The 22,228-nt window shown below is 49.9% G+C and carries 20 protein-coding genes and 1 tRNA gene; 15 read left to right on the top strand and 6 right to left on the bottom strand.

What is annotated here, in order from left to right; translation table 11 throughout:
• Positions 1–37 precede the first annotated feature (37 nt).
• On the bottom strand, positions 38–1,594 hold the full coding sequence (gene ilvA / locus MA2_RS05750) for a threonine ammonia-lyase, biosynthetic (RefSeq protein WP_067057843.1): 1,557 nt from the start codon (positions 1,592–1,594) through the stop codon (positions 38–40).
• A 212-nt stretch (positions 1,595–1,806) separates the two neighbouring features.
• Between ilvA and rpiA the strand changes: the two genes are divergently transcribed.
• On the top strand, positions 1,807–2,469 hold the full coding sequence (rpiA, locus tag MA2_RS05755) for a ribose-5-phosphate isomerase RpiA (RefSeq protein ID WP_067057961.1): 663 nt from the start codon (positions 1,807–1,809) through the stop codon (positions 2,467–2,469).
• An 83-nt stretch (positions 2,470–2,552) separates the two neighbouring features.
• On the opposite strand, the gene MA2_RS05760 is transcribed toward rpiA, so the two are convergent.
• On the bottom strand, positions 2,553–3,275 hold the full coding sequence (locus tag MA2_RS05760; RefSeq protein WP_067057845.1) for a Bax inhibitor-1/YccA family protein: 723 nt from the start codon (positions 3,273–3,275) through the stop codon (positions 2,553–2,555).
• A 304-nt stretch (positions 3,276–3,579) separates the two neighbouring features.
• Here MA2_RS05760 and MA2_RS05765 point away from each other — a divergent pair, with 304 nt between their 5' ends.
• Positions 3,580–4,515, top strand: coding sequence for an NAD(+) kinase (locus MA2_RS05765; protein WP_067057847.1), 936 nt, complete (start codon positions 3,580–3,582; stop codon positions 4,513–4,515).
• A 159-nt stretch (positions 4,516–4,674) separates the two neighbouring features.
• Here the strand turns inward: MA2_RS05765 and MA2_RS05770 are convergent, their stop codons facing one another.
• Both MA2_RS05770 and MA2_RS05780 read right to left on the bottom strand, forming a co-directional pair.
• Positions 4,675–6,018 (bottom strand): lytic murein transglycosylase, encoded by a 1,344-nt coding sequence (locus MA2_RS05770; protein WP_067057849.1) that lies wholly within the window; start codon positions 6,016–6,018, stop codon positions 4,675–4,677.
• Between the two features lie 248 nt (positions 6,019–6,266).
• Positions 6,267–6,343: transfer RNA gene (locus tag MA2_RS05780), tRNA-Met, on the bottom strand.
• 394 nt (positions 6,344–6,737) lie between these two features.
• Here MA2_RS05780 and MA2_RS05785 point away from each other — a divergent pair.
• Complete coding sequence (locus tag MA2_RS05785) at positions 6,738–8,579, top strand: FMN-binding glutamate synthase family protein (RefSeq protein ID WP_067057854.1); 1,842 nt, start codon at positions 6,738–6,740, stop codon at positions 8,577–8,579.
• Positions 8,580–8,612: 33 nt separating this feature from the next.
• On the opposite strand, the gene MA2_RS05790 is transcribed toward MA2_RS05785, so the two are convergent.
• Both MA2_RS05790 and MA2_RS05795 read right to left on the bottom strand, forming a co-directional pair.
• Positions 8,613–10,280: a sensor histidine kinase gene (locus tag MA2_RS05790; protein ID WP_067057856.1), complete on the bottom strand. Its 1,668-nt coding sequence runs from the start codon at positions 10,278–10,280 to the stop codon at positions 8,613–8,615.
• Between the two features lie 10 nt (positions 10,281–10,290).
• Complete coding sequence (locus tag MA2_RS05795) at positions 10,291–10,926, bottom strand: response regulator (protein ID WP_067057858.1); 636 nt, start codon at positions 10,924–10,926, stop codon at positions 10,291–10,293.
• 249 nt (positions 10,927–11,175) lie between these two features.
• On the opposite strand from MA2_RS05795, the gene MA2_RS05800 reads away from it, so the two are divergent.
• The 12 genes from MA2_RS05800 to radA all read left to right on the top strand — a co-directional run bounded on the left by MA2_RS05800 (position 11,176) and on the right by radA (position 22,211).
• Positions 11,176–11,784, top strand: coding sequence for a 6-pyruvoyl trahydropterin synthase family protein (locus MA2_RS05800; RefSeq protein ID WP_067057860.1), 609 nt, complete (start codon positions 11,176–11,178; stop codon positions 11,782–11,784).
• 256 nt (positions 11,785–12,040) lie between these two features.
• Entirely contained in the window at positions 12,041–12,469 is a 429-nt protein-coding gene (gene tsaE / locus MA2_RS05805; protein WP_245945300.1) for a tRNA (adenosine(37)-N6)-threonylcarbamoyltransferase complex ATPase subunit type 1 TsaE, read from the top strand.
• Positions 12,470–12,495: 26 nt separating this feature from the next.
• Positions 12,496–14,034 carry a DNA mismatch repair endonuclease MutL gene (mutL, locus tag MA2_RS05810; protein WP_067057863.1) on the top strand — a complete coding sequence of 513 codons (1,539 nt, stop codon included), beginning with the start codon at positions 12,496–12,498 and terminating at the stop codon, positions 14,032–14,034.
• Positions 14,013–15,035, top strand: coding sequence for a tRNA (adenosine(37)-N6)-dimethylallyltransferase MiaA (gene miaA, locus MA2_RS05815; protein ID WP_067057865.1), 1,023 nt, complete (start codon positions 14,013–14,015; stop codon positions 15,033–15,035). The genes mutL and miaA overlap by 22 nt, the downstream gene beginning before the upstream one ends.
• A gap of 439 nt (positions 15,036–15,474) precedes the next feature.
• Complete coding sequence (hfq, locus tag MA2_RS05820) at positions 15,475–16,059, top strand: RNA chaperone Hfq (RefSeq protein WP_067057867.1); 585 nt, start codon at positions 15,475–15,477, stop codon at positions 16,057–16,059.
• Between the two features lie 250 nt (positions 16,060–16,309).
• Positions 16,310–17,383 carry a KpsF/GutQ family sugar-phosphate isomerase gene (locus tag MA2_RS05825; RefSeq protein WP_373279755.1) on the top strand — a complete coding sequence of 358 codons (1,074 nt, stop codon included), beginning with the start codon at positions 16,310–16,312 and terminating at the stop codon, positions 17,381–17,383.
• A 45-nt stretch (positions 17,384–17,428) separates the two neighbouring features.
• Complete coding sequence (locus tag MA2_RS05830; protein ID WP_079352213.1) at positions 17,429–18,025, top strand: KdsC family phosphatase; 597 nt, start codon at positions 17,429–17,431, stop codon at positions 18,023–18,025.
• An 8-nt stretch (positions 18,026–18,033) separates the two neighbouring features.
• On the top strand, positions 18,034–18,612 hold the full coding sequence (gene lptC / locus MA2_RS05835; protein ID WP_079352212.1) for an LPS export ABC transporter periplasmic protein LptC: 579 nt from the start codon (positions 18,034–18,036) through the stop codon (positions 18,610–18,612).
• A gap of 234 nt (positions 18,613–18,846) precedes the next feature.
• Positions 18,847–19,335, top strand: a complete 489-nt coding sequence (gene lptA, locus MA2_RS05840) for a lipopolysaccharide transport periplasmic protein LptA (protein WP_172459201.1) — start codon at positions 18,847–18,849, stop codon at positions 19,333–19,335.
• A 78-nt stretch (positions 19,336–19,413) separates the two neighbouring features.
• Positions 19,414–20,124, top strand: a complete 711-nt coding sequence (lptB, locus tag MA2_RS05845; RefSeq protein ID WP_067057963.1) for an LPS export ABC transporter ATP-binding protein — start codon at positions 19,414–19,416, stop codon at positions 20,122–20,124.
• Between the two features lie 12 nt (positions 20,125–20,136).
• Positions 20,137–20,610: a PACE efflux transporter gene (locus MA2_RS05850; protein WP_245945301.1), complete on the top strand. Its 474-nt coding sequence runs from the start codon at positions 20,137–20,139 to the stop codon at positions 20,608–20,610.
• A 197-nt stretch (positions 20,611–20,807) separates the two neighbouring features.
• Entirely contained in the window at positions 20,808–22,211 is a 1,404-nt protein-coding gene (gene radA, locus MA2_RS05855) for a DNA repair protein RadA (protein ID WP_067057876.1), read from the top strand.
• Positions 22,212–22,228: the final 17 nt, after the last annotated feature.

The following is a 22,228-nucleotide window of genomic DNA, read 5'->3' on the forward strand; positions in this document are numbered from 1 at the left end:
CAATGATTTTTAGATCAGCTTTTTTCAAGTGATTGATTTAGCGTAAAAACAGCTGATAGCCCAAGTTGTCGGTAATGACCTCACAATCATAGCCGATTTGCTGCAGTTTGCTGACCACATCGCCAACGCTGTCGGCAGGCATTTGAATCCCTGCCAAAACGCGTGCCTCTGCCGCGCCGTGGTTGCGGTAATGAAACAGGCTGATGTTAAAGTCAAAATCTTGTCCCAGTGTTGTCAAAAACTTGAGCAACGCGCTTGGACGCTCGGGGAACATGATTCGCAGTAGCTGCTCATCAGGCAGGCAAGCGTGCCCGCCAATCAGATAGCGAATATGGGTTTTGGCGACTTCATCATCTGTCAAATCCACCGCGGCATAATTGGCTTGGGCGAAAAGTTCATTCAACGCCTTGCGCTCTGCTGCACCGCCTTTTAGGCCGATGCCAACAAAAATCTGCGCACCATCGGGTAGCCCGGCTTCGGCATGGTGCAAACGGTAGTTAAACTCGGTGATGTTACGCCCATTGAGTGCTTGGCAAAACGCCAAAAACGCGCCGCGCTGCTCGGGGATGGTGACGGCAAAAATTGCCTCTTTTTTCTCACCAATCTCGGTGCGCTCTGCGATATAGCGTAAGCGGTCAAAGTTCATATTCGCGCCGCACAAAATCGTCACACAACGTTTGCCATGTAAGTCATGCTCAGCGATGTATTTTTTCATACCTGCCACCGCTAATGCGCCCGCAGGCTCGACGATACTGCGTGTCTCGTCATATACGTCTTTGATGGCGGCGCACACTTCATCGTTGCTGCACGTCACGACCTCAGGCTCAACCACCGTGCCTGTGCCGTCAGATTTGGGCATGCGCACCACGTCAAACGGCAACTCGCCGATTTGTGCCACCGCTGTGCCATCGACAAATAGCCCAACTTGCGGTAAGCGCACGCGTTCGCCCGTTGTTAACGCAGCTTGCAAACACGCTGCTTCTTCAGGCTCGACTGCCACCACCTTGACATGCGGTGCAACCTCGCCCAAAAACGCCGCCACACCTGCCAACAAACCGCCGCCGCCTGTGGCAACAAATACATAATCGAGCGCGCGCCATTGCTGCATCAGCTCAAGCGCGATCGTGCCTTGCCCTGCAATCACCAATGCATCATCATAGGGCGGAATAAACGTCAAGCCATCAGCTTGCGCGCGCGCGATGGCATAGCGATTGGCTTCATCAAAGCTATCTCCGTGTAGTACGACATTACCGCCCAATGCCTTAACCGCCTCAACCTTGATGTCGGGTGTGGTGGTTGGCATGACAATCACATTGGGCAGCTGCAAACGGCTGGCAGAGTATGCCACGCCTTGGGCATGGTTGCCTGCTGATGCACAAATCACACCTTGCGCCTGTTCTGCGGCTGTCAGCTGACTAATGCGGTTATACGCGCCACGCAGCTTGAACGAAAACACAGGCTGCAAGTCTTCACGCTTTAAGCGAATCTCATTGTCTAGCCGCTGAGACAGGCGTTTGGCAGGCTCAAGCGGTGTTCGAATCGCTGCCTCATACACCGTGGCTTGTAAAATTAACCGCACCCAATCTGCTAACATATTTCACCCCAATCATTTGGCATTATTTGCTGCCATCCTAGCGATGATGGCGGCCAACGGTTTTAAAATAAGATAGGGTAGGCGTTTCGCTGTGGGCTTGCAAGTTTTTTTGTGCATCATGTGAGATTTTGCTTGCACAACGCCGCTTGACGCTCACGCAATGGGTTCTTTATACTGGCAAATGTTTTCACCGCTCAATGATAGGTAACGCCATGACTGACAACCAACAACAACAAAAACAAGCCGCCGCCCAAGCCGCGCTGGCGTACATCGAGACAGGTATGATTTTGGGCGTAGGTACGGGTAGCACAGTCAATTGCTTGATTGACTTGTTGCCACAAGTACAGCTCAAAGGTGCGGTGGCAAGCTCAAACGTCACCGCTGAAAAACTAACCGCACTTGGCATTGAAGTGATGGACTTAAACCTCACAGGCACGCTGGATTTGTACATTGATGGCGCGGATGAAGTGGATAGCCAGCACCACCTCATTAAAGGTGGCGGTGGTGCTTTGACCCGTGAAAAAATCGTTGCCGCCGCCTCGCGGCAGTTTATTTGTTTGGTTGATGCATCCAAAACCGTAAATCAGCTTGGGGTGGACTTTCCCGTACCGATTGAGGTTTTACCGCAAGCGCGTTCGTATGTTGCCCGTCAGTTGGTTGAATTGGGCGGCGAGCCTGTGTATCGTGAGGGCTTTGTCACCGATTATGGCAACGTGATTTTGGACGTGTACGGGCTTGATGTGCGCGACCCGTTGGCAATGGAGCAACGGCTCAACAACATCGTTGGCGTGGTGTGCAATGGTATTTTTGCCGTTAATCGCGCGGATATCGTGCTTAAAGCTACTGCCGATGGCGTGCAGACCTTACGCACTTAACCCATCAGGCATTGCCAACAAAAAAACCTGCCGAATTGGCAGGTTTTTTAGATATATTTGAAAAATATCATTAAGCTAATCGCTTAGTCTTGTAGATAACCAAGCAAGCGCGTGATTTCTAAGTACATCCAAATCAGCGTTGATAGCACACCCACGCCAAGCACCCATTCATAGCTTTCATCCACACCTGCCGCTTGCGCGCGCTCGATGTTGTCAAAATCCAACAACAGGCTAAATGAGGCGAGCACCACCACAAACAGGCTAAAGCCAATCGCTAATGCGCCACCATCAAACAATCCAGGGATTGAGTTATGAAAGAAAATGCTTAAGAAAATTTGCAGCAAATACACCACCATCACGGCCAAAATTGCCGATACCATGATAGAGCGGAATTTTTGCGTCACTTTGACCACGCGCGCGCGATATAACGCTAGCATCACCGCACCTGTGGCAAAGGTCGATAACATGGCCGTCACAGGTAGGCTTGGGTCTAACCGTGCCGTAAACAACGAGATCGCACCGACTACCACCCCTTCTAAAATCGCAAACGGAATAGCCAAAGTTTTTGCCATGTGTGGGCGAAAACCGATAAACACGCTTAGACCAAACGCCAACAAAATACTGCCCAATGACATCGCATTGATAAAGCCGTATGAAATACGCGCTGATACGCAGTAGCCAAAAAAGGCCAGCGCCGATATCACCGAAATCGCCAGCAAAAACGCGGTTTTGTTTGCCACACCGCGCGCCGTCAATGGCTGATTGCTGACCGTAAACTCAGCGCGAGAAATAATTGGATTTGCCATAATCCATCCTCTAATCAAAAAAAATTAACATCCCATTACTAGGCAAAAATAAAACCGCCTAAGCTTATTAATGGTGTTATCCTGCTGTTTTTGCAAGATTTATCTGCCAAAAATCCCTTGCGGTTATTGTGTGCTACCATAGCAAGCTAAACCCTATTTGTATAGCCGTTTGTTGTGACAAAACGTAACGCTAGTCAATTGCATTTGGTAATAGCAAATTGAGACCAGCAAAACCGACCACCGACCAAAAAATCCGCCAAAACTGTGCTAAAATACAGGCTTTCATCAGCCAAACGCTTGCCTTATGACTACAAGCCGCATTCGCAACCCCGCCTTTCGTCGCATTGGCGTGATGGGACGCGCCAATAAAACCAGTAATATTGAAAGTATTTATCAAATTTGTGATTTTTGCCATGCGCAAGGTTTGCAAGTGTGGGTGGATTGCACCACCGCGCGTCTGCCTGCGCTATCGGTCGAACGGCTAGGCGATGTGACCTTGATTGAGCGCAGCGTGCTGGGCGGTGCGTGTGATTTGGTGATTGTGGTTGGTGGTGATGGCTCAATGCTACACGCCGCGCAGGTTTTGGCAAAATACCCTGTGCCTGTGGTTGGCGTGAACCGTGGGCGGTTGGGCTTTTTGACTGACATCAACCCCGAACAACTGCACCAACAGCTGCACGATATCCTAAACGGCGCGTATCAGCTAGACCATCGGTTTTTGCTCAAAATGGAGATTCGCCAAGGCGCGCATGTGATTTATGAAGATATGGCGCTAAACGACATCGTGCTGCATGCAGGCAAATCGGTGCACATGTTGGATTTTAACCTAACCATTGATGGACAAGCCGTGTCGCGTCAGCACAGTGACGGCTTGATTGCCGCCACACCAACAGGTTCTACCGCTTATGCCTTATCAGGCGGTGGTCCGATTGTGCACCCCAAGCTTGACGCGGTCTGCTTGGTGCCGATGTACCCACACACCCTGTCTAGCCGTCCGATTGTGGTCAGTGGCAATAGCGAAATTAAAATTCGTATCAACAAAGACAACCGCACCCAACCGATGGTCAGTGCCGATGGCAAGCCGTCTGTACCGCTTAACCAAAACCAACGCCTAGTGATTGGCAAACATCCCAATCGTTTGACGCTGCTGCATCCGCTGGATGTGGATTTTTTTGCTGCTTGCCGCACCAAATTAAACTGGAACAATTACAGCGAAGAATTTGCTATGGGCAATGAATAACGATCAGTAGTTCGGTGTGACGGTCGTGACAGTGAGATGATAAACCAAGATCAAGCCGCATGGTAGTGCAAAACTGGTCGTAAATGACAATGGTTCTTGCAAAAAAAAGCATTATTGCAGACCAATAACGCTTTTTTAGTGGTCAAACAGATTGGTTGATTAAAATCCAATCAACGGCGCGGCAGAACGTTGGCTAATAAAGCCATCAGGAATTTGTCCACGCGACGCTTGCCAGCGCGCAAACGCCATACGCGTGTTATTGCCTGCGATGCCATCGGTACCTTGCGTGTCAAAGCCTTGCGCTGTCAAACGCTCTTGTAACTGGCGCACTTGATAATTTGCCAATGGTTGTTCGTAGCGCGGCCAATCTTGCTGCAAGGTCGGCTGCCCGATAATGGCTTTTGCCAGTAGACTAACCGCCAGCGCGTAGTTGGATGAATTATTATAGACTTTAATCACATTAAAGTTGTTGGTTATCAGCAAAGCAGGTCCTTCTTTGCCTGCAGGTAACCACAATTCGGCTTGCGCTGAGCGGTTGCTTGGATAGCCCATAAACTGCACGCCAAGCGCTTGCCACTCACCCAGCGATTTTTTGCTACCTAGGTTGCGATAATCAAAACCTGCAGGTAGGCGCACCTCGTATACCGCATCGACACCGCGTTGCCAACCTGAGCGGCTTAGATAGCTTGCGGTTGAGGACAGCGCGTCTGCCATATTCCATGGGTTTTTGTGCCCATCGCCATCGCCATCGACGCCTTCAACAAGCCACGTTTGTGGAATAAATTGGGTGTGTCCCATGCCGCCTGCCCACGAGCCTTTTAGCTGCGACCAATCGACATCACCGCGCTGCACCAGCTGTAGCATTGCCAAAAGCTGCTCTTCGGCAAATGCCTTGCGCCGTCCGTCATACGCCAACGTTGCAAGACTGCTTGGTAGGCTGCTATTGCCCGTGCCCTTGCCATACGATGACTCCATGCCCCAAATTGCAGTAACAATAGACGCAGGCACACCGTATTGGTTTTCGATACGACTCAATAGACTTTGTTGATTGGCGTAATTGCTGCGTCCTGCGCTCACACGCCCACTCGATAGCGCGCTATCAACGTAGTCCCACGGCATTTTGACAAATTCAGCTTGGCTGCGGTCAAGCGTGATCGCTTGCTCATTGTAATCTGCCCTTGCCAACAAACGCTCAATATCTTGCCGATTGTAGCCTTGCTGGCTGGCACGCTGAGCAAAGCTTATTTTCCACTCGCTAAAGCTACCATAGCGCGGCATCACAGGCGCAGGTGCTGGGGTTGGTACGGGTGTAGGGCGCGGCTGCACCACCACAACGGGCGGTTTTGGTACGATGACCACTGGCGGCTGCGTCGGCATTGGCTGTGGGGCAGGGTACGTCGGCGCTTTGGGCGTGCTGCATGAGGCGGCAAGCAAAGCAAACGCGCTATAGCCTGTTAGATGCAAAACCAGTTTGGTGGGCGAAAATCGGCGAAAATTCAACATAACACAAGTACCACAGAGCAAAAATTGACAAAATGAGGTGGGGCAAAATTGCCATCACGCGCCAAAAATATAACAGCAACGTCATGCAATGTCATGTGACAAAACGTAAAACTTGCCACAAGCAGCGGATTTTGCCATGGGTTTTTAGAATAGGTAAAAATAATTGACAACAAAAAAGCCCTGCTAAAAAACAGGGCTTTAGTCACCATCTTTTTTATTTTATCAAATTTTATAAAAAAGAAAAAATATGGTGGCGATGCCGAGACTTGAACTCGGGACCTTACGATTATGAGTCGTACGCTCTAACCAGCTGAGCTACATCGCCTTACCAGTCCGTGCTGGTTGAGGCGCATATTATGCGGATTTGTCGGGCGCACGTCAAGCGGTTTGCGAAATTTTTTATGATTTTTTTGCCACTTTTTTTTGTCATTGGGCGATGGTTGGGCAAAATCAAGCATGGCGAGTCTACCAGTTGGGTCATACATTTGGTCTAAATGACATAGGTTTGTCATCTAAAGTGTGGCACAATAGATTGCTATACGCGCCTGTTTTTGTCTATGTGTTGATTTTTTAAATGTGTTGATCAGGCGTGTTTGGTCACTGTGGTGACCGTCTTACCTAATCTTACCTAGTTATTTTTCATTGTTTTAGCCAAATTCGCCTGTGTCTGGCATGCGTTTGACTGCGCTGTGCCTTGATGTTGCGTGCAAGGAATGTGTATGACTGACCAACGTGTGGACGTATTAGCCGAGCCTAAGCACAAAGAACCGTATTTGCAAGGTTTGTTGCTGCGCTATAGCGTGTTTGCGCTGGCGTTTGTGGTATTGTTGCTGGGGTTGGTGCTGCTCAAATGGTGGCTGATTGGGCTTGGGTTGGTTGGCATTGCGTTGGGGATTTATGATATTGTGCAGGATAAACACGCGATTTTGCGCAATTATCCGCTGTCGGGGCACGTGCGCTATGTATTGGAGAATTTTCGCCCCGAGATTCGCCAATATCTGCTTGAGGATGACCAAGTACAAGTGCCGTTTTCGCGTCAGCAGCGCGCACTGGCGTATCAACGCGCCAAAAATGTCAGTGATACCAATGCGTTTGGTACGCTTGAAGATGTGTATCAGTCGGGCAAAGAATGGTTTTTGCAGTCTACGCTTAGCCATCCGCTCAAAGAAACCAATTTTCGTATTCGGGTTGGCGGTGCGCGCTGTTTACAACCGTATGATATTTCCGTGTTTAATATTTCTGCCATGAGTTTTGGCAGTCTATCGGCGGCAGCGATTGAGGCACTCAACCAAGGCGCGAAGTTGGGCGGCTTTGCCCATGACACAGGGGAGGGCGCGATTAGCCCGTATCATAAAAAACACGGTGGCGATCTGATTTGGGAGCTTGGCACAGGTTATTTTGGCTGTCGTAACCATGACGGTACGTTTAGCGCGCAAAAATTTGCCGAACGCTCACGGCTTGAGCAGGTCAAGATGATTGAAATCAAGCTGTCGCAAGGCGCAAAACCCGGTAAAGGCGGCGTGTTACCCAAAGAAAAAATTACCGCAGAAATCGCCGAAACGCGTGACATTTCAATGGATAAAGATTGTATCTCACCTGCTAGCCATTCAGCGTTTGAAACGCCGCGCGAGTTGGTGCGCTTTTGGCAACAGCTGCGTGAGCTGTCGGGCGGTAAGCCTGTTGGTTTTAAGCTGTGCGTGGGGCAGCCGTGGCAGTTTATGGGCATTGTCAAGGCAATGCTAGAAGAGGACAATTATCCTGATTTTATCGTCATTGATGGCGCAGAAGGCGGTACGGGGGCTGCGCCTGTTGAGTTTATGGACAACGTCGGTATGCCGCTGGTGGATGGGTTTTTGTTGGTGCACAATACGCTGGTGGGCGCAGGCATTCGCGATAAGATCAAAATCGGTGTGAGCGGTAAGCTGATATCAGCGTTTGATATCGCGCGTATGCTTGCTATTGGCGCGGACTGGTGTAATTCGGCGCGTGGGTTTATGTTTGCCGTTGGCTGTATTCAATCACGCAGCTGTCACACCAACAAATGCCCAACGGGTGTGGCGACACAAGACCCGTATCGTCAGCGCGCGCTTGATGTGCCCGATAAAGCCCAACGCGTGTACAATTTTCACAAAAATACCTTAAAAGCGATGGCAGCCATCGTTGGTGCGGTGGGGCTTGATCATCCCAAAGATTTGCGCCCGTATCATATCGCACGGCGCATGGACGATGGCAGCATCAAGCTGCTATCTAAGTTTTATTATTTCACCGAAAAAGGCGTGTTGTTGGATTTATCAGCGCGTGCAGAGATTTTTAACCAAATGTGGGTCATGGCAAATCCAGATAGCTTTTTGGCAGATAACGAAGCCTTGATTGCCTATAATAACGACGCACGCATCAAGCCCCCTGTGCCCAATCGTCAGCGTACGCCGACCAAACGTGAAGAGCTTGAGCCTGACGATTTGGGCAATAATGGCGTAGGGCGCGACCCAAGTCCTGACCGTATCGATAGCGTCGATCTCAGCGCGACGCATTACTACACTTATGAAGACGATCCGCACTAAAGCGTTGGTGAGAAAAGCTGAGTGGTTACCGTGCTAGCCGTCAGCCATCGGGCAGCTGATACGAAAGCAGGTGGGGGCATGATAGGCAATATAATCAAGCGAGGCTCGGTTGGCTTGGCAAAATGCCTGTGACAAATACAGCCCAAGCCCCGTGCCTTGATTGTCGGTGGTAAAAAACGGGTCAAACAAATACGGCAGATTGGCAGTAGATACCCCTGCACCTGTATCAAGCACATCAATGTGCACGTATTGCCCTGCGTCATACACCCTAAGGCGCACGCACGCCGTGCCCGTATGCCGCTGACTAAAGCGCAGCCCGTTATTGATTAAATTGACCAACACTTGCTCAAGCTGTTGGGGGTCAAACCAAAACGCTACTTGGGTACGGCAATCAAGTGCCACATTTTGGTCAGCATAATGCTGATGGATAAATGCGCGTAGCCATGTGCAGGCAGTCAATAACGCTTGCTGAGGTGGCTGCTGACGCGATAGGCGCAAGACATCCTCAACGATGTGATTAACGCGTATCGTTTGCTGATACACCATGTCAAGCAGCATGTGTTGCTCATCATTCAAACTATTGACCGAGCCGTTATGACTCTGGCTATCTTCAAGCAGCAGTTGGCTAGCTTGACTGATTGCCGCCAATGGATTGCGGATTTCATGGGCAATACTGGCTCCCAATTGCCCCAATGAGGCAAGCTTAAGCTGTTGGGCGCGGCTTTGCTCACGGCGCAGATCCTCAAGCAGCACCAACGCGTATTGGTCATCAAGCTGATGATCAAGTTGGGTCACGCGCACACGATAATCTAAACTTTGGTTACTGTGGCTATTGCTTGGTGTCGATGGCGCGGTATTATCGGGTGCGGTCAGCGTCACCACCGAGGTATGTTCGGGTGCGGTAATGACAGGCGCGAGCGCATACGCCAGTACAGGTGACAACGTAGCAAGCTGATAGGTTGCCAGCGGCTGGTTTAGGTTAAGCTGACGGCTGGCGACGTCATTGGCTAACACAATATCTAAATCATGCGATACCACCAACATGCCTTGGTCAATGATTTGGACGATTTTTTGGTTAATGGCGTTTAGCGCATTGACTTCAGCGGTCTGGCGTGCGGATAAATGCTCAATTTGTTTGAGACGCTTGGCAAGACTGTGGCTAAAATATGCCACCACCAAAAAACTTACCGCCACCAACGCCGCATTGTTGAACGTTTCGACAGAGGCATCTTTAAGCAGCGGATAATACTGCTGATAAATCACCAATGCCAACGCAAAAATCGTCAGCAAAATCGCTTGATTGGTGCGTACCAACATAAACGCCGCCGCCACCAGCACCAACAGCAACAAGATCACTTGCAAATCTGTACCGCCATTGATATACAGCATAACCGTCAGTGCAAGGCTATCGATGATCAACGCCGCCATCATGGCATCGTTGTGACGCTTGTAGCGATAACCCACCAAAAATGCCACACCAAACACCAAATAACCCACCGATGGCAATGCCGCCAACATCAACGCATAGCTTAAGTCCTCAAACGGTGAACCACTCTGCCAATTTAGCGATATCAAAAAATTCACCGAAAACAACGCACCAATTAAGCAGCGATATACGTTATAAATCAAGCTTAGACGTTTGGCTTGGTCGGTGCGCCGCTCGACGGTAAGCTGTGAGGAAAATGACGGGTTGGTGATCATGGTGACAGGCTTACGGCTGGATCAGCCCGTGGCGCATGGCAAGGTGGGTGAGCTTAACATCGCTATCGATGTTAAGTTTTTCAAAAATCCGATAGCGGTAGGTGTTGATGGTTTTGATGCTGACAAATAACTGGTCGGCAATCTGCTGCGGACTTTGGCAATTCACCACCATCATGGCAACTTGCATCTCGCGTTCGCTTAACAAATCAAACGGTGAGCCTACATTATCCGCTAGCAAAATATCTGCCAATTGTTCGGCAACATCCGCGCTAAAATACCGCCCACCTTGGGCAACTTTTTTAATAGCCTTAATCATCTCATCAAGCGGTGTACCTTTGGTAATATAGCCACTCACACCTGCTTTAATCAGCATCGAAGGATATGGCGGATTTGCCAGCGCACTGACCGCCAAGATTTTGCACTGTTTGTCATTGTGCAGCAGGCGTTTGGTGACCTCAAGCCCGCCCAAATTCGGCATATTGACATCCAATAGCACGACATCGGGTTTGAGCTGCTTGGCAAGCCGAATTGCCGTTTCGCCATCGGCAGCTTCGGCAATCACTTGAATGTCGGGACTGTCTGCCAACATACGGCTAATGCCCATGCGTACCAAATCGTGGTCATCCACCAATAGCACCGTAATCATTTTACCCCCGATTTGTCAATGATTTTAAGTCGCCCAATTTTAAGATTTTAGCACACTTTTTGCCCGCCAGAGCTGCTAAACATGCACACCTATGTCCACTTTTTTTGGGCAAAAAATAAAAAATTACCAGTATTTATACCGCCTGATGAAATCACCTAAGACCAACATTCGCTAAAGCACGGCAAACATCGTATAATAAGATCTTAAACGCGCGCTGCGCTAACTTGTTTATAAGACTCAAAAAAAACCATGCGAATTCGTAAACTGTTTAAATTTGAAAATGCCCATATCGTGCGTAACTGTAGCTCAACACGCTGCAAGTATTCAATCCATGGGCATAGCTACCAAATCGAGCTGATTTTGCAGGCCAATCGGCTTGACCATGGGCAGATGGTGTATGATTTTGGACTGCTCAAAGGCGCAATTAAAGACATCATCGACAGTTTTGACCATGCCATTTGTTTTTGGAACCAAGATAATCCCGATTATATTAGCGCGTGTAAACAGTTTAGCCAACGCTGGGTTAGCTTGCCTGTGTCGCCGTCTGCCGAGCAGTTTAGTCGGGTGATTTTCTTTTGGGCGCGTGAAATCCTCAAGCAAACCCAGATGCAAAACGGTGAGGCAGATGTCGAGGTGTATTCGGTCATCGCGCATGAGACAGCAACAGGCTACGCGCAGTGCTTTGCCGAAGATGTCGATAATGCGCACATGGGAGCGTTAAAACTATCCGATTTTGAATTTAGCGAGCAGGTCAAGGCTGAGTGGACAGATCCACTGATGTATGACAAATTGATCAATGGTGAAAGATTTGTCAATCCGCAGGTGGATTTGCAAGTGATAGACAATCAAAATGACTGATGGTAAATATGCGTTTATCCGTTCAATCACAGCGCAAAAACCCATATCTCATGAAAAAAGACCCGATGATATCGGTGACTACGACATACGTTGCTACTGGTGAAAATCTGTTTTAACGGCTGAGCAACTGGTGGGGCTTGCGGCCTTAAGTCATTGCCCAACAGTGCGTTGAAATCAAATATGACGCCACGCCATGCAGGGCCGATATGCAAAAATAGGGTCGATATGCAAAAATAGGGTTGATATGCAAAAAGTCATGCTAACATGTGAAACCGACACCCAAACCTTTGCCAAAGTGCTTGCCGACATGAACTTGACAGGTAGCGTGTGGTTGGCAGGCGATTTGGGCGCAGGCAAAACCACTTTGACGCGCTATTGGCTACAGGCGATGGGGCATACAGGGGCAGTCAAAAGCCCGACGTTTAGCTTGGTTGAGCCGTACCGCATCCACCAAGCTGACGGTACGATCAAGCCTGTATATCATGCCGATTTATACCGCCTCAATGATCCTGAAGAATTGGAATTTATCGGCTTTCAAGATTATTTTACTGAAGATAGCTTGGTCATCATCGAGTGGGCAAGCCGTGCTGCAGGCTACTTACCATCGCCTGATTGGCTGATTGATATACAGCGTGTGACAGGCAGTGAAGCACGGCAGGTAACGTTGTCACGCGCCGATGGTTGAAGTTTTGTAAGTAAGTTTTAAACCAAATGTCAAATCGTATTCACAAGTTATCGCCTTTACTGATTAACCAAATCGCGGCAGGTGAGGTTGTCACCCGTCCTGCATCGGTGGTTAAAGAGTTGGTCGAAAATGCCATCGACGCGGGCGCGACGCACATTGATATTCGCATTGAGCAAGGCGGACTGGGGCTGATTGAAGTTTGCGACGATGGGCAGGGCATTCATCCTGATGACTTGCAACTGGCGGTGACGCGCCATGCTACCAGCAAACTTGCCGATGTGGGCGAGCTGACAGGCATTGATAGCTTGGGCTTTCGTGGTGAGGCATTGGCATCGATTGCTGCGGTGGCGCACCTGACTTTAACCAGCAGCCATGATACCAGCGGTATCGGGCAGCGTTTGGTGCTTGATGGCAGCGAGGCGAGCCAAGCGCGCATCACACCGATTGTTAAAACCCAAGGCACCACGGTCACGGTGCGCGATCTGTACTTTAATGTGCCTGCGCGTCGCTCACACCTTAAAAGCTTAACGACCGAGTTTGCGCATATTGAACAAGTGGTGCAACGTCTAGCGATTGGCTTTGCGGATATTGATTTTACGCTGTACCACCAAGGCAAACCGCGCTTACGCCTTGCCAAAGCGGACAGCCAACAAGGCACACCGATGTTACCGTTGCTGCGTTTGGAGCAGGCATTGGGTTTGCCGCTTGCGCCTGTTGCACACGAGTTTGGCTTATCCTTGGCAAATTTAACCCACTTTCATGCTGACAACGCGCAGGTATCGGGCTGGCTGTTTGTCGCGCCCGATAGCGGTAGTGCTTTGCCACGGCTGTTGTATATCAATCAGCGATTGGTTAGCGACGTTGCCATCAGCCAAACCTTGCAAAAAGCCGCCCGTCAAGCCGATTTGCCGAGTCTTGGCTACGCACTCAATTTTAATTTGCCAGCCGATTGGATTAACGTCAATATCCACCCCAGCAAGCAGCAAGTCAAAATCCAGCCTTTAACCAATATTTTGGCACGGTTGCAGCACGCGGTGCTAGGTCAGCTCAAAGCTCTGTCTGAACGACTAACATTCAGCCCAGCCCAGCCGACCGCTGCTGAGCACACACCAGCAAGCCCAACGGCTAGCATTCAGCCTTATCCAGCCGCGCGTATGACCTTGGCGACTAAACAAGTCAATGCGCCGCAAACCGCTTACCAAACGTCTGCTACACTGGCTGATGCTGACAGCGTGACAAATTTTGCTACAACCTCAGCCAAAGCCATAGCCAAAGCCACAGCCACTGAGCAAGCTGCCGTGGTCACTGGGCAACAGTCGCCTGCGATGATTTTTTTGCATGAAATTGACCACCCCAAACACGGTAACGTCGTGTTGGTGTTGTGTCAACAGCAGCTTTATGCGCTGCCAAGCGAGGTTTGGCACGGTTTCACCCAGCCAACGCTTGCGGATTTAAATACCCATACACTTAGCGCGCGTTCGCTTGAGGCATTGACCGACTGGCTGCTAATGACAACAACCCCAACATTCCGTGAGCACACACCATGCAGCCCGTCATCTGTTTGATTGCCCCCACCGCCAGCGGCAAAACCGCGTTGGCGTATGAATTGTTTGATACGGGTAACTATGTGCTGATCTCTGTCGATTCGGCGCTGATTTACCGTGATATGGATATCGGCACGGCAAAACCGAGTCGTGATGAATTGGCGCATTATCCACACGCACTGGTGGATATCATCGACCCCGACCACAGCTACAGCGTGGCGCAGTTTGTTGCAGATGCCGATGAGCAGATTGCTGCTGCCCACGCGCAAGGCAAAACGCCACTGCTGGTTGGTGGCACAATGATGTATTACATGGCACTGCTACAAGGTATCGGCAACCTGCCACCGACTGACCCCGTTATCCGTGAACAGCTCAACACGCGCTTGCAGCAAGAGGGCATCGAACCATTGTATGCAGAATTGCGCCGTATCGACCCGCCGATCGCCGACCGCCTCAAGCCCAATGACCGTCAGCGCATTGGACGTGCGCTTGAAGTGTATTGGCAAACGGGCAAACCGCTTAGTGTCTGGCACGCCGAACCAAGTCACGCCCTTGCCGATAACCCTGCGCAGGCATGGCAGATTTTTGCCGTTTTGCCTGACCGCGCTTGGCTGCATGCACGCATCGAGCAGCGATTGACCCAGATGTGGCAGGCAGGATTGTTGGCAGAAGTCATTGCACTATGCCAGCGTTATGATTTACACGCTGATTTGCCATCGATGCGCAGCGTTGGCTATCGGCAGGTGTGGCAGTTTTTGCAAACGGTTGCGCCTGAGGTTTTGACAGGTGACTGGGCAAAACTGGCAGACAGTCCGACAAGCTTAGCCAATCAATTACGCCAATCAACCGACCCAACTACGCACGCTGCCTATCAAACCATGCAAGACCAAGCCTTGTATGCCACCCGTCAGCTTGCCAAACGCCAATACACCTGGTTACGCAAGCTCAATCAGCTAAATTTAGCGCCGCAGCACCGCCTATATACGCTTGCTGATGTGCAACAAATGCGCGATTTTTTATGAGCATAGTCAGCCGAAAATCTAGCAACAAATTATCAACAATTTTTTGCCAACTTACAGCATTGGGTAAGTTAAATACGGCATAATAACGCCGATCACCGCCTAAGCATTTGAGCAAAAATAAACCAAAACTGCCCCACTTGGGTTATTTAAAAAACTTGAGCATATTTAGGGATTTGTTACCGTAACTTGACAAGGGTTTTGCTTCGGTGCACAATACGGACTTATCGCGCATATTTAAATGCTAACTTGAGTGACAAGCGTGATAATAATGCTATATAAGTTTAATAAAATCCGTCCATTAAGTATAAGCTAGCCGACTTGCTTATGCCGCTAGCAGATAAAGATTGTAATGCATTGATAACCCTTAAAAACTAATCAATGATATAACCACAAGGCGTTGAGCCACTGGGCGTGACGCGATAAAATTTTGGAGATAGATATGTCTAAAGGTCAAACTTTACAAGACCCATTTTTGAACTCATTGCGTAAAGATCGCATCCCTGTGTCGATTTTTTTGGTCAATGGTATCAAGCTACAAGGGCAAATCGAGTCTTTTGACCAATATGTGGTATTGCTCAAAAATACCGTTAGCCAAATGGTATACAAACACGCCATCTCAACCGTGGTACCTGCGCGTAACCCACGGACGGCTGGGGCTATGCCAACGGGCGGTTTTGGGCAAGCAGCTGGCATGGGCTACGAGCGCGGCGGCTTTGACCAAGGGCAAGGCTATGGCGGTGTGAGTCGTGGCGGCTTTGGTGGTCGTGGCGGTTTTGGTGCTGAGCGCGGCGGCTTTGGCGAACGCGGCTTTGATAGCGGCTATGACAATGAGCCACGCGGCGGCTACGGTAGTATGAATCACAATGACCGTGGTGGTTTTGGTGGTGGCTATGACCGCAGCGGCTTTGGTGAGCGCGGTTTTGATGGTGGCTATGACAACGAGCGCAACTTTGACAGCAACCTGCCAAATCACGATAACACCGACGATGACAGCAGCAGCGATGACAACCAAGAAAATTTTTAATGGTTAAATCATTGCGCTGTTTGACTGCTAAAAAGCCCGTACCTGCTACGGGCTTTTTTACTAAGCTTTCGGTAACAAGGCTTTCGGTAACAAGGCTTTTTGGTAACAAGGCTTTTTGGTAACAAGGCAGTAAGCGTAAATAAAACGGGGTGAAAATTGTGCCCAATTGCGTTATGATGGCAGCGATTAAGCCATTGTGCAAATCAACAACCAAATAGCCAAATAGTATCAACGACCTTGGGGGTGGTTTGTGCTATTTAACAAAAATCTATTGTCTGTCGATTATTTTGCCACTATGTCCGATCCTGTTGTAACTTCTCTTGACCCCAACGCAGCCTATACCACTGCACCGCACCGCGATGAAGACTATCTCACGCACGCTATTGCCGCGATTCGCACCGAGCAAAAGGCGTTGGATTTACTCATTGATCAACTAGATACGCGTTTTATCACCGCCTGTCAGCTGTTGGAGCATTGCCAAGGGCGTGTGGTGGTGACAGGTATGGGTAAATCGGGGTTGATCGGGCGCAAAATCGCAGCGACGTTTGCATCTACAGGTACGCCTGCGTTTTTTATGCATCCAGGCGAAGCAGGGCATGGTGATTTGGGTATGTTGGTGGCAGGGGATGTGCTTTTAGCAATTTCCAATTCGGGGCAATCTGATGAAATCCGCACGCTCTTGCCTGTCGTCAAAAAGCTCAATATTCCGCTAATCAGCATCAGCCGTGACCGTCGTGGGATTTTGCCACAATCAGCAGATGTCGCCTTGACGTTGGGCGCGTCTGAAGAGGCTTGCCCATTGGGGCTGGCACCAACTTCTAGCACCACCGCAACCTTGGCATTGGGTGATGCGCTGGCGGTGGCGTTGGTTTACAGCAAGCATTTTACTTCAGAGGATTTTGCGCTGTCACACCCTGCTGGCGCGTTGGGGCGTAAGCTTTTGACTCAAGTCAAAGATATCATGCACACTGATCGCGAAAACTTGCCAATCGTGCATGACAATGCCACGCTCAACGATGCGGTATTTAGCATGACAGGTGGACGGCTTGGTATGACAGTGGTTGTGAATACCCAATCGCAAGTGGTCGGCGTGTTTACCGATGGCGATTTACGCCGAAGCCTTGAGCGGCAGTTGCCACTGACCACGCCTATCGGTCAGGTGATGACCGCGTCGCCCAAAACCGTGGAAGCCAATACCCGTGCGTCAGACGCATTAACCTTGATGAATGATCGCAAAATCAATCAGTTACTAGTACTGCATGCCGACAATACACTGGCAGGTATTGTGACCTTACACGATTTGCTACAGGCAGGCGTTAGTTAGATTGAATTTTTTAAAAATTTTAACATCAAAAAAAGAGAAAACACCATGCAAAATTTGATGACCAAAGCCAGCCAAATTAAACTGCTTGTGATGGATGTTGACGGCGTGTTGTCCAACGGGCAAATCATCTATGACCAAAACGGGCATGAGACCAAGTGTTTTGACGTGCAAGATGGTTTTGGTGTCGAATGCTTGCACAAAGCAGGGTTTAAGACTGCGATTATCACAGGGCGAAAATCGGCAATGGTTGATAAACGCGCCAAAGAGTTAAACATCGACTATTATCTACAAGGACGCAGCGATAAGCTGACCGCACTGCAAGAGATTTTGGCAGATACGGATATCACGTTGGCAGAGTGCGCGTATATCGGTGATGACTGGGTGGATATCAAAGCCTTGCAAGCGGTTGGGTTTGCAGTCGCAGTCGCCAATGCACACAATGAGGTCATCAAGCGCGCGGATATGGTGACGACACGCGCAGGCGGACATGGTGCGGTGCGCGAATTGTGTGACTTACTGCTTAAAGCCACAGGCAATTATGAAACGGTCTTGGCAAAATTTTTGTCTGATGAAGCCGCGGTGACCAGTACGCAGGTCAACGATATCGCCGCACAAGATAATCACACAGCTGCTAACCATTAAGGCAAATTGTGTCAAATAAAGTGCTGTTGGTGCTTGGTGTGATGCTGTTTGTGGTGGCGGCGTACTTTTATCATGAAAACCGCACAGCGTTGGTCAATCTAAACCTTGAACCGTCTGATATCGACTACCAAGCCACCGATGTGCAGGGCTTGCAAACCGACGATAACGGCGCGATTAATTACCGTGTTAATGCCGCGCGCGTGCTGCATTATCAACAAGCGCAGGTGGCGGCACTGGATAATCTGCAGCTCAATTGGCGCAATCCACAAAACGCACAGACCGTGACCATTACCGCCAAGCACGCGCAGTTGGATGAAAATACCCAAAAAATTGTGCTGGCAGATCATATCACCATGCGCAGCCATACCGCCGATGGCAAGCCTGATCTGACCTTAACTGGGCAAGACTGGGTGGGTGATTTAAATCGCAAAACATTGAGCAGCCAGCAACCGATTCACGTTGAGCAAGGCAATAATGCCTTTGATGCAGCGCGATTTAGCGCAGACACAGCAACAGGTGATTACGCGTTTGAGCGCGTACAGATGCAGTTTATGCCACCCAATCAATCGCCCGTTGCCAATTATTAACGCTTGCATCAGACGGCGCTTGCATCAGACAGGATAGTACGTTGGTCTAAATTGCTTGAAATTTTTGTGATTTACCCCACTAAATTTGATCAAGCCAAAATTTTTTGGCGCGATTTGATTCGCTTGCCTGCTGTAAACATTGCCAAGATAAAAACTTTATAAGGGTTGCCTATGCGTCCTGCTTGCTTGACTAATCGTGTTTTTGCCCATCCATTGCTTGTAAAACTTGGCGCGATGGGTGCGTTGGTGGCTGTTAGTTTGAGTGCCCATGCGTTGCCATCGGATGCCAACCAGCCCATACGTTTGCTTGCCGATAAGGCAACCTACAGCGAACGCACAGGCGTGACCAGTTATAGCGGCAACGTTAGCATAACCCAAGGCACACTCAAGATGACGGCAGAAAATCTAACCGTTAATCTCACCCCAACGCGCGCGATTGACAGCGCGGTAGCGACTGGCAGCCCAGCGACGATTCAGCAAATTGTCACCCAAGAAAAAGGCTTGGCAAAAGGGCAAGCCAATCGCATTGATTATAACGTCAAAACAGGCATCGTGACCCTAACAGGCAATGCCAAGCTAACCCAAAACGGCGGCAGTTTTTCGGGCAACGTCATCCGCTATAGTCTCAAAGTTGGTGACATCGAAGCCACAGCAGGCAACAGTCAGCGTGTTGAGTTGGTATTCCCACCGCAAGATAGCAACCGTGTTGGCTTGCGCCGCTAAGGGGTGGATATGTCAAAATCCGCCACCACGTCGCCACAGCACACCACGCCCACCACAAACGCCAACAGCCATCTGGTTATGCAGCACCTTGCCAAACGCTATGGCAAACGCTGGGTAGTTAAAGATGTGTCGTTTTCGGTAGAGCAGGGGCAAGTTGTTGGGCTGTTAGGACCAAATGGCGCAGGCAAAACGACCAGTTTTTATATGGTCGTTGGGCTGGTGGCAATGGATAAAGGACAAATCCATTTGGGTGGGCAGGACATCTCACGTTTGACGATGCCTGAGCGCGCGCAAGTTGGCATTGGCTACTTGCCGCAAGAAGCGTCAATTTTTCGTAAACTCACCATTGAGCAAAATATTTTGGCGATTTTGCAAACGCGGCGCGATTTGAATAAACGTGAGCAGCAGCAGACGCTTGAGCAGCTCATTGCTGACTTTAACCTCAATCATGTGCGTCATTCGTTGGGTCTGAGTGTATCGGGTGGTGAGCGGCGGCGTTGTGAGATTGCGCGCTGTTTGGCATCAAATCCTAAATTTATTTTGTTGGATGAACCTTTTGCAGGTGTCGATCCGATTTCAGTCGGCGATATCAAAGACGTGGTTTTGACCCTCAAACAACGCGGCATTGGGGTGCTAATTACTGACCATAATGTGCGCGAAACCTTAGCAATTTGTGAAAAAGCGTACATCGTCAGTGAAGGCGCGATTATTGCCGATGGCACGGCAGAAGAGATTTTAAACAACGCTTTGGTGCGGCAGGTGTACTTGGGTGAAGACTTTGTCGTGTAGTGGCAAGGCGCGATGAATTCGCCCAATTTGCCGACCAACCATGCGGTGAGTCAGCCGCCAATGTCTATTGCCGAGCGCATCGGACAAGCGATATTGTTCGAAGCGATTGCGCTGTTGTTGTCGTTTGGTTTGGTGCAAGTGTTTGACCACCACACCGATGAGGGCAACGGCTGGCAAGTCTGGGCAATGTTGCTGAGCATCTCTTTGCTGGCGATGGTGTGGACATTTGTTTATAACTTATTGTTTGATCGGCTGTTTACGCAAGACAAACTTGACCGCCCGATTTGGTTGCGCGCGCTGCATATCATCGGTTTTGAAGGCGGATTGTTGTGTTTTACCTTGCCGCTGGTGATGTGGGTGCTAGGCATTGGCGTTTGGCAAGCGTTGATGTTAGACGTGGCAATGTCGCTGACGGTGTTGGTGTATGGGTTTATCTTTTATTGGGTGTATGACGTACTACGCGCGCGTTTACTGACGGCTAAATAGCAAAAAATTATAATTTTTTTTAAAAGTCGTTTGAATGCTAAAAAAATAGTTGCACCAAGCCACACTTAAATCTAGCAAAAATTTATCCCACGAATTTGCGTGAGCGATTGGCGACTAAGCTACCTAAACTGGGTGGGTAAAATATGGCCGCCATAGCATGAGGCAAACGGTTTAACCAAACGAGGAATCACCCAAAGATGGCAAAAGCCAAGTCTAGCTACATCTGCCAACAATGCGGCGCGGTATTTGGTAAATGGTCGGGGCAGTGCGCCGATTGCGGTGCGTGGAACAGCCTTATCGAAGCACCTACCGTTGCCGCCATGCCGCACCACAAAGCCACGGCAGGCAAAAAGACCAGCAACTATGCAGGCGAACATTCTGCCGTTATGCCGCTGAATGCTGTGCCACTAACGCTTGATACGCGCTTGCCGACAGGTGTCAGTGAGTTTGACCGCGTGCTAGGCGGTGGGCTGGTAGCAGGTTCGGTGGTATTGATTGGCGGTGATCCTGGCATCGGCAAATCGACGATTTTGCTACAAACCGCCGTGCACATGGCGCAAAATGACAGCCTAGCAGGCAGTGCGTTGTATGTCACAGGTGAAGAGTCCTTGTCACAGGTTGCCATGCGCGCGCAGCGGCTTGGCTTGCCCAATGACCGCTTGCAGGTGCTAGCAGAAACCAACGTTGAGGCAATCTGCCAAGTGTTGAGCCAATTACAGCCTGCGGTAGCGGTGATTGACTCTATTCAAACGTTGTTCACCGAAGCCATCCAATCTGCCCCAGGTGGAGTCAGCCAAATCCGTGAGTCGGCGGCGATTTTGACGCGCTATGCCAAGCAGACGGGCACAGCGTTGTTTTTGGTTGGGCACGTTACCAAAGAGGGTGCGTTGGCAGGCCCGCGTGTGCTTGAGCATATGGTTGATACGGTACTGTATTTTGAGGGGCAGTCGGACAGCCGTTTTCGCATGATTCGCGCGGTCAAAAACCGTTTTGGCGCGGTCAATGAGCTAGGTATTTTTGCCATGACCGACACGGGGCTCAAAGAAGTGGCTAACCCATCAGCGATTTTTTTAAGCCGTTATGATCAGCCTGTGGCAGGTTCGGTGGTGATGATCAGCCGTGAAGGCACGCGTCCGCTTTTGGTTGAGGTGCAAGCCTTGGTCGATGACGCACAAGGGCAGCCACGCCGTATGGCGATTGGGCTAGATTTTCAGCGGCTTGCTATGCTGCTTGCGGTCATGCACCGTCATGGCGGCATTCATACCAGTGGGCAGGATGTATATGTCAATGTCGTCGGTGGGGTCAAAGTGCTTGAAACGGGCTCAGATTTAGCCGTGTTGTTGGCGTGTGCGTCGAGCATTAAAGAAAAGCCGTTGCCTTATACGTTGGCGGTATTTGGTGAGGTGGGTTTATCAGGAGAAATCCGCCCTGTACCCAACGGGCAAGAGCGGCTAAAAGAAGCCATCAAACACGGCTTTACCCACGCCATCGTGCCCAAAGCAAACATGCCCAAAACACAGCTTGAGCAGTTTAGAGGCTTAACAATTATTGGGGTAGAGCGGCTTGAGCAAGCCATTCATAGCGCGTTTGAAGACATTTAACACGCGATAAGACATGA

The sequence above is a fragment of the Moraxella atlantae NBRC 14588 genome (assembly GCF_001591265.1).
In the GTDB taxonomy this organism is placed as follows: domain Bacteria; phylum Pseudomonadota; class Gammaproteobacteria; order Pseudomonadales; family Moraxellaceae; genus Faucicola; species Faucicola atlantae.

What these genes read in the sequence shown, in the direction of transcription:
- MA2_RS05800 (WP_067057860.1), top strand. Translation starts at nt 11,176, where the DNA reads ATGCGAATTCGTAAACTGTTTAAATTTGAAAATGCCCATATCGTGCGT.
- mutL (WP_067057863.1), top strand. Translation starts at nt 12,496, where the DNA reads ATGTCAAATCGTATTCACAAGTTATCGCCTTTACTGATTAACCAAATC.
- MA2_RS05830 (WP_079352213.1), top strand. Translation starts at nt 17,429, where the DNA reads ATGCAAAATTTGATGACCAAAGCCAGCCAAATTAAACTGCTTGTGATG.
- MA2_RS05795 (WP_067057858.1), bottom strand. Translation starts at nt 10,926, where the DNA reads ATGATTACGGTGCTATTGGTGGATGACCACGATTTGGTACGCATGGGC.
- MA2_RS05850 (WP_245945301.1), top strand. Translation starts at nt 20,137, where the DNA reads ATGAATTCGCCCAATTTGCCGACCAACCATGCGGTGAGTCAGCCGCCA.
- lptA (WP_172459201.1), top strand. Translation starts at nt 18,847, where the DNA reads ATGGGTGCGTTGGTGGCTGTTAGTTTGAGTGCCCATGCGTTGCCATCG.
- ilvA (WP_067057843.1), bottom strand. Translation starts at nt 1,594, where the DNA reads ATGTTAGCAGATTGGGTGCGGTTAATTTTACAAGCCACGGTGTATGAG.
- lptB (WP_067057963.1), top strand. Translation starts at nt 19,414, where the DNA reads ATGCAGCACCTTGCCAAACGCTATGGCAAACGCTGGGTAGTTAAAGAT.
- hfq (WP_067057867.1), top strand. Translation starts at nt 15,475, where the DNA reads ATGTCTAAAGGTCAAACTTTACAAGACCCATTTTTGAACTCATTGCGT.
- MA2_RS05765 (WP_067057847.1), top strand. Translation starts at nt 3,580, where the DNA reads ATGACTACAAGCCGCATTCGCAACCCCGCCTTTCGTCGCATTGGCGTG.
- radA (WP_067057876.1), top strand. Translation starts at nt 20,808, where the DNA reads ATGGCAAAAGCCAAGTCTAGCTACATCTGCCAACAATGCGGCGCGGTA.
- rpiA (WP_067057961.1), top strand. Translation starts at nt 1,807, where the DNA reads ATGACTGACAACCAACAACAACAAAAACAAGCCGCCGCCCAAGCCGCG.
- MA2_RS05785 (WP_067057854.1), top strand. Translation starts at nt 6,738, where the DNA reads ATGACTGACCAACGTGTGGACGTATTAGCCGAGCCTAAGCACAAAGAA.
- MA2_RS05770 (WP_067057849.1), bottom strand. Translation starts at nt 6,018, where the DNA reads ATGTTGAATTTTCGCCGATTTTCGCCCACCAAACTGGTTTTGCATCTA.
- MA2_RS05790 (WP_067057856.1), bottom strand. Translation starts at nt 10,280, where the DNA reads ATGATCACCAACCCGTCATTTTCCTCACAGCTTACCGTCGAGCGGCGC.
- tsaE (WP_245945300.1), top strand. Translation starts at nt 12,041, where the DNA reads ATGCTAACATGTGAAACCGACACCCAAACCTTTGCCAAAGTGCTTGCC.
- miaA (WP_067057865.1), top strand. Translation starts at nt 14,013, where the DNA reads ATGCAGCCCGTCATCTGTTTGATTGCCCCCACCGCCAGCGGCAAAACC.
- MA2_RS05760 (WP_067057845.1), bottom strand. Translation starts at nt 3,275, where the DNA reads ATGGCAAATCCAATTATTTCTCGCGCTGAGTTTACGGTCAGCAATCAG.